The sequence below is a fragment of the Segatella copri DSM 18205 genome (genome assembly GCF_025151535.1).
GTDB lineage: Bacteria > Bacteroidota > Bacteroidia > Bacteroidales > Bacteroidaceae > Prevotella > Prevotella copri.
This window is the reverse complement of sequence record NZ_CP102288.1, coordinates 2046746-2059529: the sequence shown is the minus strand read 5'-3', so window position 1 is coordinate 2059529 and position 12784 is coordinate 2046746. Positions and strand designations below refer to the sequence as shown.

Annotated in this window: 11 protein-coding genes; 4 read left to right on the top strand and 7 right to left on the bottom strand. The window is 46.0% G+C overall.

All coding sequences use genetic code 11. The features are described 5' to 3' along the window. Positions 1-36: 36 nt before the first annotated feature. Complete coding sequence (locus NQ544_RS08750) at positions 37-243, bottom strand: hypothetical protein (RefSeq protein WP_006848306.1); 207 nt, start codon at positions 241-243, stop codon at positions 37-39. A gap of 256 nt (positions 244-499) precedes the next feature. On the opposite strand from NQ544_RS08750, the gene NQ544_RS08745 reads away from it, so the two are divergent. The 4 genes from NQ544_RS08745 to rhaD all read left to right on the top strand — a co-directional run bounded on the left by NQ544_RS08745 (position 500) and on the right by rhaD (position 3478). Beyond that, positions 500-862: a BlaI/MecI/CopY family transcriptional regulator gene (locus NQ544_RS08745; protein ID WP_006848305.1), complete on the top strand. Its 363-nt coding sequence runs from the start codon at positions 500-502 to the stop codon at positions 860-862. A 77-nt stretch (positions 863-939) separates the two neighbouring features. Next, positions 940-2193, top strand: a complete 1254-nt coding sequence (locus NQ544_RS08740; RefSeq protein WP_006848304.1) for a M56 family metallopeptidase — start codon at positions 940-942, stop codon at positions 2191-2193. 27 nt (positions 2194-2220) lie between these two features. Then, positions 2221-2388 carry an energy transducer TonB gene (locus NQ544_RS08735; protein ID WP_228023717.1) on the top strand — a complete coding sequence of 56 codons (168 nt, stop codon included), beginning with the start codon at positions 2221-2223 and terminating at the stop codon, positions 2386-2388. A 280-nt stretch (positions 2389-2668) separates the two neighbouring features. Beyond that, on the top strand, positions 2669-3478 hold the full coding sequence (gene rhaD / locus NQ544_RS08730; RefSeq protein WP_006848301.1) for a rhamnulose-1-phosphate aldolase: 810 nt from the start codon (positions 2669-2671) through the stop codon (positions 3476-3478). Between the two features lie 121 nt (positions 3479-3599). Here the strand turns inward: rhaD and NQ544_RS08725 are convergent, their stop codons facing one another. The 6 genes from NQ544_RS08725 to NQ544_RS08700 all read right to left on the bottom strand — a co-directional run bounded on the left by NQ544_RS08725 (position 3600) and on the right by NQ544_RS08700 (position 12700). Continuing rightward, complete coding sequence (locus NQ544_RS08725) at positions 3600-4631, bottom strand: L-rhamnose/proton symporter RhaT (protein WP_006848300.1); 1032 nt, start codon at positions 4629-4631, stop codon at positions 3600-3602. A 128-nt stretch (positions 4632-4759) separates the two neighbouring features. Next, a complete protein-coding gene (locus tag NQ544_RS08720; protein ID WP_006848299.1) occupies positions 4760-6013 on the bottom strand; it encodes an L-rhamnose isomerase in 1254 nt (417 codons plus the stop codon). Positions 6014-6062: 49 nt separating this feature from the next. Next, positions 6063-7562, bottom strand: coding sequence for a rhamnulokinase (rhaB, locus tag NQ544_RS08715; RefSeq protein ID WP_006848298.1), 1500 nt, complete (start codon positions 7560-7562; stop codon positions 6063-6065). A 105-nt stretch (positions 7563-7667) separates the two neighbouring features. After that, positions 7668-8543, bottom strand: a complete 876-nt coding sequence (locus NQ544_RS08710) for an AraC family transcriptional regulator (RefSeq protein WP_006848297.1) — start codon at positions 8541-8543, stop codon at positions 7668-7670. Positions 8544-9121: 578 nt separating this feature from the next. Continuing rightward, positions 9122-11263 (bottom strand): cation:proton antiporter, encoded by a 2142-nt coding sequence (locus NQ544_RS08705; protein WP_006848294.1) that lies wholly within the window; start codon positions 11261-11263, stop codon positions 9122-9124. Positions 11264-11419: 156 nt separating this feature from the next. Then, positions 11420-12700, bottom strand: a complete 1281-nt coding sequence (locus NQ544_RS08700) for a dicarboxylate/amino acid:cation symporter (protein WP_050758632.1) — start codon at positions 12698-12700, stop codon at positions 11420-11422. Between the last annotated feature and the right edge of the window lie 84 nt (positions 12701-12784).

Sequence of the window (12784 nt, the reverse complement as noted above, 5' to 3'; positions counted from 1 at the left end):
ACTCAATTCTGTATTACTTTCTATAAAATGTATGTGTTATTTCAACCCGTCGGCATCGCCGGTGGTCTTCAATCCGTTGCTCTTTTCGCGAGGAGTGATATTCACTTTCTTCGCTATGGTGTTCTCGATAAGGTTGGCATCGAATGCCATCTTCTTGTCGGTGCAGGTGATATCCTGGAAGGTGAAATCTACTAGGCGGTATTTATCGCTCTTACCCACATCGAAGAAGTTGTCGCAATCCATCTGGATGTTCTTGATGGAGATGTTGTTGCACTGGCACTGATCGTGTATTATTATATATTGGTTCTTTTTATATGTAATCTACGATAAACTCGTAATTTTCTATGTTTTAGTATTACGAAAAGCTCGTAAAACGTTAAAATGTAGTTGAATTTATGTTTTTTAACGTAGGTTGTTTTTTACTTATACGAAAAGTTCGTAGATTTGCAGCGTGATTTAGAAACAAGAATGTTGAATTTAAAAGAATAAAGATAGAAATATGGAAAAGCTGACGAATCAGGAAGAAGATATTATGCTTCGGATATGGCAATTGGGACGATGTGCCGTGAAACAGATTATGGAACTGTTGCCAGAACCTCGTCCACCTTATACTACAGTGGCTTCTATTGTGAACAATCTGAAGCGCAAGGAATATGTCAAGGCGGAGCGGGATGGTAAGGGTTATGTCTATTCTCCACTCATAGCCGAGAGCGATTACAAGCGGAAGTTCCTGTCGGGTTTCGTGAACAATTACTTCAAGAATTCCTTCAAGGAAATGGTTTCCTTCTTTGCCAAGGACGAGAAAATCAGTCCTGAGGACCTCAAGGATATCATCCGTGAAATCGAGAATTCGGAAGAATAACTCGAGAACTTTGCTGAATAAATCAAGCTTTCGGAAGAATAATTATTAAGTTCATTTCAAACAAAAATCGAAACTGTATGGCAATATATCTTATAAAAATCAATGTAGCCCTGATGCTCCTTTATGGGTTTTATCGCCTCACGGTGAGCCGCGATACCTTCTTCGGTCTTCGCCGCCTTACCCTCTGGCTCATCTATGCCGTCGCCCTGATGGTTCCGGCGCTCAATCTGGAATATTGGGTACGCGATACCCCTACGATGGTGAGTATGGCGAATGTATATGCCGACACGTTTTATCCCGTGGTGGTTGTAAAGGCTCAGGCTTCCGGCATAACCTGGATGGATATGCTGCTGGGCATCTATTGGGTAGGAGTAGCCGTCCTCTCATTGCGGTTGGTATGGCAGCTCTTCAGCATCATCCGCCTTGTGGTTATTTCCCGGAAACAAGAGGTGGAAGGCATCACGGTACATCTGCTCAAGGGCGAGGGGAGTCCGTTCTCCTTCTTCCGCTGGGTGTTTTTGTATCCATCTACCCTGGAGGGTAGGCAGTTGCATGAAGTGATGGTTCATGAATGCACCCATGTTTCGGTTCTCCATTCCCTGGATACCCTCTTCTCTGAGCTTTTCTCCATCGCCTGCTGGTTTAATCCGTTTGCCTGGCTGATGAAGCAGGAAGTAAGAATGAATTTGGAATATTTAGCCGATGAAAGTGTTTTATCTGATGGCAACGCGCGCAAATCCTATCAGTATCACCTTCTAGGTTTGGCATATCGACAGCCGAATGAATCGACCAAGATTGCCAATAATTTTAATTTATTACCTCTTAAAAAAAGAATTAAAATGATGAACAAACGTAGAACAAGTGAAATAGGCAAGGCGAAGTACCTCCTTTTCGCACCTTTGGCAGGAGTGTTGCTCATGGTGAGCAACATCGAGAGTGTGGCTCGTGAGATTGGCGAGCAGATTCCAGTAGTAGCTGAGGTTCAGCAGAAGACTGAGCAGGCTCTGAATGCTGATGTGGCTGTGGCGAATCCGATGGCAAAGGATGCTGTCGAGATGATGAACCCATCAGAGACGGCTGAAATGAAAGCTGCCGAGGCTGCAGAATTGGCAAAGGCGGAAGCTGAACTGAAGGCGGAAGCAAAGACTTCTGATGCGACAGCTCCTGCCGATACGACTAAGAGCGTAGTGTATGATATACCAGAGACGATGCCGTTTTTTCCTGGTGGTCAGTTAATGTTGATGAAGTATCTGGCTGATAACATCAAATATCCTGCTTCCGCAGTCAAGGCCAAAAAGCAGGGTCGTGTGATCGTAACCTTTATCGTCTAGAAGGATGGCAGCGTTACGCATGCCAAGATAGCCAAATCTATAGATCCGGAACTTGATGCTGAGGCATTGAGAGTCGTGAAGGGAATGCCTAAGTGGACTCCGGGTACACAGAATGGTAAACCTGTAAGTGTAAGATATATGGTCCCTGTAAAATTCTCTCTTTGGAAAGATGCAACCCCAGGGAAAAAGAAGTAAAGTAGAATATCAATCTCAGGTTATAATAAGAGCATATATCTCAACTCAATGAAAAAGAGCATAAATCTCATCTCAGCGATAGGGTATGTATTCTCTATTGACATGTAGAATGAAAAGGGCGGTTTTCTTGCGTGATGCAAGAAGCCGCTTTCTGCATTTTTCACGATTTTGAGGGTTATGCCAAATGTCATAGCCCAAATATCAAAAGAATAGGTTGGATATGGGCGGAAATGATTACTTTTGCAGCAGAAATTTTAAATAAGCTAATAACAAGATTAATATGAATAGTGTTTTAGAAGGTCGTCCTGCCTTGAAAAAGGAGGTCGAGAAGATAGCTGAAGTTGCTGGATACCTCTGGCAGAATGGTTGGGCTGAGCGTAATGGTGGTAACATCACTGTAAACGTTACCGACTTGGTTGATGACGAAATCAAGGCTTTGCCTGCCATCAGCGAAGTAAAGCAGATTGGTACAGCATTGCCAGCCTTAAAAGGTTGCTATTTCTTCTGCAAGGGTACAGGTAAGCGTATGCGCGACTTGGCTCGCTGGCCTATGGAGAACGGTTCTATCATCCGCATCCTCGACGATTGCGCCAGCTATGTTATCATCGCAAATAATCCTGTAATGCCAACATCTGAGTTGCCTAGTCACTTGAGCGTTCATGCCCGTCTCATCGAGAAGGGTTCCAACTATAAGGCTACTGTTCATACTCACCCTATCGAGCTTATCGCCATGAGCCACAACAAGAAGTTCATGGGCAGGGATGTGTTGAGCAACCTGCTCTGGAGCATGATTCCAGAGACCAAGGCTTTCTGTCCACTCGGTTTGGGTATCGTTCCTTATCAGTTGCCAGGCAGTTTGAAGCTTGCTGAGGAGACCTTGAAGGAGTTGGAGGATTATGATGTAGTGATGTGGGAGAAGCATGGTGTCTTTGCCAAGGGCTTGGACGTGATGGATGCCTTCGACCAGATTGACGTACTCTCTAAGAGCGCCAAGATTTACATCGATTCCAAGTGCATGGGATTCGAGCCTGATGGTATGAGCCAGGAGGAAATGGCTGAGATGACCAAGGCATTTAATTTGCCAAGATAATATAGGCTTTAGATAAAGAAATAAGTTTTAAAGATTGTTTTCTATAAGAATTTTTGGTTTAGATAATTAAGTTTAGTAAAAAGACCCCGAGCATTGTGAAATACTCGGGGTTCCTTTTTTGTTATATAAGTTGTGGCAAGAAGCTTGAGATAATCAAGACGATGATGCCGACAATTAATACGGAGATGGTCTTCTTTGAGCAGCCTTTCCATTCCTTTAGGATGATGCCCCATACATTCGAGAATACTACGTTGAGCGCCATCAGAATGCAGAACGATAGGGTCATGAGGGTAGGAGATTCGGTGAGGAACCCCTTGCCCAGTGACAGTCCGAAGAACTGGCTGTACCACAAGGCACCAGCCAAGGCACAATAGAGAATGTTATTGCTCCAAACCTCCTGGTTCTTGTAATCGCTCCAAGTATGATTCTTGGTGTTCTGATAGAAACAGTAGATGGCATTGGTGATGAAACCACCTAGGGTAACCAGGAAGGTGGCTGGCAAGGTCTTGTACATATCAGGAGTGAAACTGCCGAAATGGATATCGGAACCGAAGGCGAGACCCACATTGAAGCAGCCGCTCATGAAACCAGCCAGCAAGGCGATGGCAAGTCCCTTAGGGAAGTTGAAGTCCTTTACTGCCGCCTTCTTCTCTTCTTCTGAGAGCGATGCCGCCTTCATACTACCTGCCACACCGATGATGGCGATACCGAGAAGAGTGACTACCACGCCGAGAATTACGCTGAAAGTAAGCGATGAGAGGGCGTCCATCTCCGGGAAGAAGATGTTGAGCAATACAGGTCCCATGATGGTGCCGAGACCTGCACAGGTTCCCAAGGCGATGCTCTGTCCCAATGCTACTCCCAGATAGCGCATGGAAAGACCGAAGGTCAGTCCACCTATGCCCCAGAGTACACCGAAGAGCATGGTCATTGCTACGTTGAAGCCATAACCGTCGAATAATTCAAAGAAGGAATGGCCGCTTGGAACAGCGAGCATTGCGCCTAAGAAAGGCAAAATAAGCCATGCGAACACACCCTGAACTACCCAGTAGGATTCCCAACTCCAATCCTTAATCTTGTTGATTGGAACGTAACAGCTGGACTGGCAGAATGCGCCGATGGCTATGATTAAAAGTCCTATTAATATTTCCATATTGTTTAGTAATTAAGTGAAGAGCGATTTTGAGTGAAGAACGAAGAGTGAAGAATTCATGTGTTTTTTTAGCCATAAGACTATTGAATTCTTCGTTCTTCGTTCTTCACTCTTCAGTTAAATCGTTCTTAAACTCGCTTTGCGAGTACCTCAGCCTCGTACTTCTCGATGTCTGCGATGTACTCTTCGCCAACAGGGATGTTGTTCTTCAAGTTGAAGTAATCATATACTGCACCGAATGGCAATGTCTTCTCTTCTTCGAGGAGAGCCAGGCGCTGGAAGAGCTTGCCCTCGTCCTCGTACTTGCGGAGGGTATCAAGTGGCTCAAGGAATGCCTGCAACAATGACTTCTGGGCAGCACGAACACCGATGATGTAAGCACCGATGCGGTTGATAGAACCGTCGAAGTAGTCGAGACCGATGTGAGCACGGTCGAGTGCGTTGGCACGAACCAACTCTGAGAAGAGGTTGCGTGTGTTGTCATCGAAGAGGGTTACGTGGTCTGAATCCCAGTGCATTGGGCGAGATACGTGGAGCATCAGCTCAGGAACGAAGAGCAGGAGTGCAGAAACTGCATCAGATACGTTCTCTGTTGGCTCATAGTGACCTGTATCGAGAGTGTACATCACGTTGTTCTTAGCGCAGTAGCCAGCGTAGAAGTCGTGAGAACCTACGGTGTAAGCCTCCAAGCCAATACCGAAGAGCTTAGCTTCGAGACAAGACTTCATGTTAGGCAACTCCTCTGCTAAGATCTCATCGAGAGAGTTCTTCAAAATCTCACGATAGCGTCCCTTCTCTACAGTGATGTCCTTAGAACCATCGTGTACCCAGATGTTCATGATACATGGGTCGTTCTGGAACTTACCCATAGCGTCTGCAATGCGGCGGCAACGCTTGGTGTGCTCAATCCAGAACTCGCGGATAGCTGGGGCAGGATTTGACAATGAGAGGCTGCCACTCTTAGGGTGAGAGAAAGAAGTAGAGTTGAAGTCGAGCTTCATGTTCTGCTCCTTAGCCCACTGCATCCAGCCTGTAAACTGGTCTACGGTTACCTCGTTACGGTCAATCTGCTTGCCACCGAACTCACCGTAAATCTCATGAAGGTTGAGACGGAAAGTACCAGCCAGGAGAGAGTTCACCTTCTCGATGTCCTGACGGAGTTCGTCGATGTTGCGAGCCTTGCCAGGATAGTTACCAGTGCTCTGGATACCACCAGAAGCAGCCTCGCCGCGCTCGAAGCCAACTACATCGTCAGCCTGCCAGCAGTGCAGAGAGATAGGAGTTTTCTCCAAAGTCTCAATAGCCTTGTCTGTATCTACACCCAGAGCAGCATAGCGCTCCTTTGCAATCTCGTAATTCTTTAAAATCAAATCTGCTTTCATTGTTTTTATGTATTTTGTTATTATTGTTTATTTTTACCTTTTTACCCTTTTACTTTTTTACCTTTAAAAACTTCTCGTAAGCCGCATCCCATGCTTCCTTGTTCTGTGGCTCGAATGTCTTAAGCTCCAGCGAGTTGGCGATAATCTGGCGCATTTCCCAAATATCCTTTACCAAGCCCGATGCCTTTGCCTGGAGCATGATGTTGCCGATGGCGGTGCCTTCCTGAGGACCTGCCAATACGGTTACACCACAACTGTTGGCAGTAAACTGGTTGAGATATTGGTTGAGCGAACCTCCACCGATGATGTGGAGCACATTGAGGTCGATGTCGGCGAAATCCTTGAACCATGTGAATACCTGGCGATAGCGGAGGGCAAGACTCTCGAAGATGCAGCGGCAGAATTCGCCATAGCTCTGAGGAACATGCTGACCGGTCTTTTCGCAATACTGCTTGATGGCTTCTACCATGCTCGATGGGTTGGCAAAACAGGTATCATCCGGGTTGATGATGCTTTGGAAGGCTGGCTGCTTCATGGCTTCAGCTATAAGTTCTGCATGACCCAGGCAAGTCATATCTTTCTGGTTGGCAGCAGCCTCGTCTTTCCATTCCTTGCGGCAACGCTCGTAAATCCACATGCCGCAGATGTTCTTCAGGAATCGGGTAGTGCCCTCAATGCCGCCCTCGTTGGTGAAGTTGAGCTCATAGCTCTTCTCGTTGATGATGGCGTTCTTGGTCTCGATGCCCATCAGGCTCCAGGTTCCTGAACTCAAATAGGCAAACTCCTCGTTCTTGGCAGGAACGGCTGCTACGGCACTGGCTGTATCATGACCTGCTACTGCGATGACGGGAACGGCATTCAGTCCTGTTATCTTCTGTACCTCTTCGGTCAGTGTGCCGATGATGGTAGCAGGATGGGTCATCTTGCCAAACTGTTCTCTCTTCAATCCGATACTTTCCACGAGGTCGATGTCGAAATCGCCGGTCATCGGATTCAGAATCTGAGAAGTAGATGCTACGGTATATTCGCAGATGGCGTTGCCGGTGAGCATATAGCTCAGTGCATCAGGGATGAAGAGAATCTTGTCGGCATTCTCCAGAGCCACGTTTCCTGCCTTGCGCATGGCATACATCTGGAACAATGAGTTGAAATTCATAAACTGGATGCCGGTCTTTTCGTAAACCTTCTCCTTGCTGATTTTCTCATCAAAGTATTTCTCCATGATGCCCATGGTATGAGGGTCGCGATACGCCATCGGGTTGCGTAGGATATCTCCGTTCTTGTCTACATATACAAAGTCGCATCCCCAGGTATCAATACCGATGCTCTGGATGTGGATGCCACGCTGTGCTACGAGTTTCAATCCTTTGATAATCTCAAAGTAGAGGGCGTAGATATCCCAATAGAAGTGACCGCCTGTTTCGATCAGGTTGTTGTCGAAACGGGTCAGCTCCTCTAAGTCAAACTTGCCGTCTGACAAGCTTCCTACTATGGTTCTTCCGCTGGTAGCACCTAAGTCTACCGCGAAGAAGTATTTCTTTTGTTCCATTATGAATTTTGTCTTTAAGTTGCTGTTATTTGTTCACGTTTGCAAAGGTAGACCAAAAAAGGGATATGGAACAAGAGAAATTGATTTTAGAGCCTTATTTTTTGACTATCTCGTCATATTTCTGAAATCTGATGGCTTCATGCCCGTCTGAATTTTGAATTTGGCAGAGAAATAGTCAGGCGATTCGAAATTGAGCCGGTATGCAATCTCCTTGATGCTCTCGTCGGTGGTAGACAGCAGTTCTTTGGCTCTCTGCAGTTTCAGATTCTGCTGATAGAGGGCGGGAGCGAATCCGGTATGCTCCTTGAAGAGCTTGCGGAAAGAAGAGTAGCTGATGCCCAGTTCCTGCGCAATCTCCTGGATGGTGAGCGTATCTTCAAGCGATTCTCGGATACGCAAACGGGCTTTATTGATCATGTCAACATGCTTGGTATCCTTGCTCAACACGATATTTCTCTCCAGAGAATACATTTTGCCTATCAGATGGTTTACGATACCCGCCATAGTCTGTTGTGCAAAAGCAACCTCTTCCTGTGCGGTTTTGTAAGCCTCTTCGTAGAGAGCGATAATCTCGTTACTGTAACCTACATGGTAGATTGGCTTTTCAGGAGAAAGAAACCCTGCTTTCACGCGGTCGTCGATGTTCTTGCCCTTGAAGCCGATCCAATAGCTTTTCCAACCCTTGGTGCCTGATGGATGATAGCTATGCCATTCACCGGGAAAGAGCAGGAAGATGTCTCCAGCCTTGATCTTTGTTTCCGGGAGATGGGCAGAACAGAACACTCCTTCACCTTCTGGCTGGTAAAGCAGTTGGTATTCGTCGAGTATTCTTCCCTTCTGAAGATCGAAGTAATATCCGTCAGCATGTCCTTTTGTTGGATAGGCTTCTCCTGGGGCGATTTCTTCTCGTCCCACGGTGCTGATGGTGAGTCCCCATTCGGCATCTCTTTTTGTTGCTAATAGGTATTTACTTGTTTGCATATTGTTTCTGTTTTATGATTTTCATCTGCAAAATTACGCTGGATAATTCTAACTTCCAAATTTTTATGTCGTTTTTTTCAGGAATCCAGCATTACTTCTGATTGACGTTGCAAAGATACAACATTTCCGTTTCCTACCTATGCGATTTGTGCGATTTGCGTGGATTCGGGAAATAAAGTACAGAAAATACCATGAAATCATTCTGAAAATATCTCCGAAGGATAAAAAGATAACTCCGATAGATAAGAAATTATCTCCGAAAGATAGCAGAATATCTCCGAAGGATAAGAAAATATCTTCGATAAAGAAGACTTGGAAGCTGTGTTGGGTGACGAGGTGAAGGGTGAAGGGTATATTTTAAATCTTTATATTATATTCTTTTTAGGGCTTTTTCGATTTTTGACCCTAGGGTACTTTTTGATTTTACCCTTTTTTCCTTTACCCACGCGTACATATATAAATAGAGTTTTCAAACCTTCACCCTTCACCTTTTTATTTAACATTCTGTAGATCAATTTATTAAAGGTGAAGGGTGTTTTCGGTTTCTCTTAAACATATTTTAAGAAACGAAGCTGTCTTTACATTTTTTTAAAGTTGCATTTCTTCTTAAACCATTGCAGGAATGATTCGTAAGCACTGATCTCTTCCTGATGCTGAGGCTCAGCGAAGGTAAGCTGGTCACCGTAGGAATCACCATGCTGGTCGGGGAAGATAATCATCAGGTTGGTACCTGAGAAGTATTTCGTGATTTCCTCCGGCAGACGCTCCAGTGCTGTCTTGTAAGATACGGTTCCCTTACGGGCGGTTACTATCACGAACAGGTGGTCTGGAGATATCTGCGAAGCCAGCTGCGGCAACTCGTTCCAGTGAATCATCTGGGTATAATCGGCACGCACTTCCGGATGCCGGTTCTTGATATATTCATTGATGAGCGCCAGACTCTCTTCTCTGCCATGAAACTGGATGCGGCAGTCTAGGTTGCCGGCAAGTCGGGCTAGTCGTTCCAGCCAGCGGTAGAAACCCGGCTCAAACTCTGCTCTCGAAGGTACGGCTACCTGTATTCTTCTCAATGTATTCAACGGCTGTCTGATGCGTGCCATGATAATCTGTCGGCTCAATCCGTTGAAGAGACTCTGGTGGAATTCTCCCCAGAACTTCGGCGAAACCTCAGGATGCATGTGCATTCCGATGATAATCTCAGAACATTGGAACTCGTTGAAGGCATGCTTGATGCCGTTGGCGATGTTGGCGGCAATACGAACCTGGGTCTGCGTCATCACATCGGTAGCTGCAGCCAGCTGACTGCAATGTTCCAGAATCCGTCTTCCCTGTTCCTGGTTGTATCGCATATCCTTGTCTTCATATACCACATTCAGGCAGATGAGTCCCCTGTTCAGTTTCTGGTTTCTCACCAGAAACGCCAGATTCATCAGGTTGTCGGCATATTCAGGATATTTCACCGGAACCAGAATCTTCTCATCGCTCACCTTCTTGTCGTCTTCCGCATCAGGCAGTTCCTTGTCTCTCAGGATAATCTTCTGCGAAGACCGGTCGGTAAGGATGGATGAGATGATGCAGGTAATCAGAATCATCATAACCACACCATTGAGCATATCATCGTTTACGAGATAAGTGCCCGGTGCTACGAGCAGATGCATACCCACCATCACCATGGCGATACTTCCTGCAGCATGAGCCGAAGTGAGTCCGAACATCATGTGACCCGAAGAAAGTGGTAATCGGAAACCCAGACAGGCGATATAGGCTGCGATGGCTTTGCCCAGGGTTCCGAAGAAGGCGATGCAGAATACTACCCACAGAATATGACTGCCCTGAAACAGCAGATTGATATTGATCAGCATGCCCACACCTATCAGGAAATAAGGAATGAAGAGGGCATTGCCGATAAACTCGAGGCGGTTCATCAGTGGCGAAACATGCGGAATATATCTGTTTAATATCAGACCGGCGAAGAAAGCACCGAAAACGCCCTCAATGCCCACTATCTGCGAAAGTGCCGCACTCATAAAGAGCATCGAAAGTACGAAGATAAACTGCATCACCGCATCGCTGTATCTTCGCAAAAACCATCTTGTAAGTCGGGGAATCAGCATGATCATCACGCCACAATAGACAGCAAACTTGAGGGTGAAGAATACCCAGAACAGTACGCCGTCATGCTTGCTGAACGATGCTACCAGTCCGGCAAGCATAATCAGGGCTATGAGCAGCGAAATCATGCTCGATCCCACACTCAGCGTAACGCTCGGTTTCTGTTGCAGTCCGTATCTCGAAACGATAGGATAGGCAATCAGCGTATTGGATGCCATGATGCAGCTCAGCAGGAAGGAAGCCTTGGCAGAGTAGTGGAGCAGCCAGATACTCATGCCGTATGTGAGGAAGAACGGTATAAAACAGGTGAGCAGGCCATAGATAAGCAGTCGCGACTTGTTCTTTTTCATGCCTTCCATATCCATCTCCAGTGCAGCGAGGAACATGATGTAATAGAGTCCCACCTTTCCGAAGAGTTCAAACGAAGAGTCGCGCTCTAGGATATTCAGTCCGTATTTGCCTATGAGCACACCTGCCAGCACCATACCGATGATGTGCGGGATACGGAGTTTACCCATGATGATAGGGGCAAAGAGGATGATGAGGAGCACTACGAAGAATATCAACGTAGGGTCTGTGATAGGGAAGTATTGAGCGATATGGAACATAGGCTTTCTTCTTTTTTGTTATACTTAAAGAGGGATTTCTGCATCAGCATTCATCCCTCCCTTTCTGTTTTTGACTGCAAAAGTACGAATAAATCTTGAAAGCACAAAGTTTTTCTGCCCTTATCCTACAATCATGGTGATATTTTTGCATGCTCACTATTGTTTCTGTCTTTTCAAATCCCTATCCACCATGGCACAGACACAGGAATCAGACCATACGTTTTCTGCCGTTTCAATCATGTCGATGATGGTATAGATTGGCAGGATGATGCCCATGATGCCGATAGGAGCATTGATGCCGGACATCAGAGATAGGGTAAGAAAATAACATCCCATCGGTACTCCTGCATTACCCACTGCTGAGATAACTGAAATGAAGAGCCAGAGAATCATCGTAGTCCAAGGTAAAGGCATTCCTCCATTCTGCATCAGGAATAAGGAGGTTACGAGGATAAACGCAGCGCAACCATTCATGTTGATGGTAGTACAGATAGGCAATACGAAGCGGGAAACCTGATTGGAAACTCCCAGTCTGTCTTCTGCTGTCTGCATCGTCACCGGCAACGTAGCAGCAGAACTCTTTGTAAACAGAGCCATTAATACTGCCGGCATCATCTTACCCAAAGTGCGCACTGGATTCAAGCCTCTTGCCAAGAGGAAGAGCGGAAGGATGATGAAGAATTGAATGACATTACCTCCCAGGATAACAGCTACGTACTTTCCTAGAGAAGCCATCACGATACCCGCAGAGAATTGGGCTGAGAGTTGTGCTGCAAAGGCAACGATACCCAGAGGCAGAGCCCAGATTAATCCATGAATCAGCATGAAGAGCAGATCCTGTAATCCAAACAATCCCTTCATCACGACTTCTTTCTTATCGCTTGATGGCATCTTGGCTAAAGCAATACCTGCTGCTGCCGCCAAAATCAATATAGAGAGTACATTTCCTTCGGCAAACGGCTTGATGATGTTGTTGGGTATTACCCCAAGAATATGGTCATAATAGCTGGTTTCTCCCAGCTTTTGGGGAACATCCGCCATACCGCTCTGTACCAAGGCGGTAGGTAAATTGCCTGGAGAAACGATGTTGTAGAGCACCAGTCCCACTGCTGCAGCTGCTATCGTCGTGAGCAGGGTGTAGGTGATGGCGTGGCGGAATATCTTACCGGTATCTGCCTGGTTGCCCAAGGATGCCAGGGTTGTGATAACTGCCAAGGCTATGGTTGGTACTGCCAGAAGCTGGAATAAGCGGGTATAGACCGTGGCTATGAAGTTCATCAGACCATCCAGCCAGCTGATGCCGAATATACCTAAGACTGCGCCTACTATCAAAGCGCCAATCCATAGTACCAGCTGCTGGGTTTGCTTATTCTTCACTCCTTTTTGCTTACTGCAGCCAGCATTGTTATCCGGCTGTCTATTTCCAATATTATTCATTGTTTCTACCATGATTTTAAACTATTATTTTCAAAAGGCAAAGGTATTATTTTTTTTCCTTGTCAACAATCCCACAAATATGGT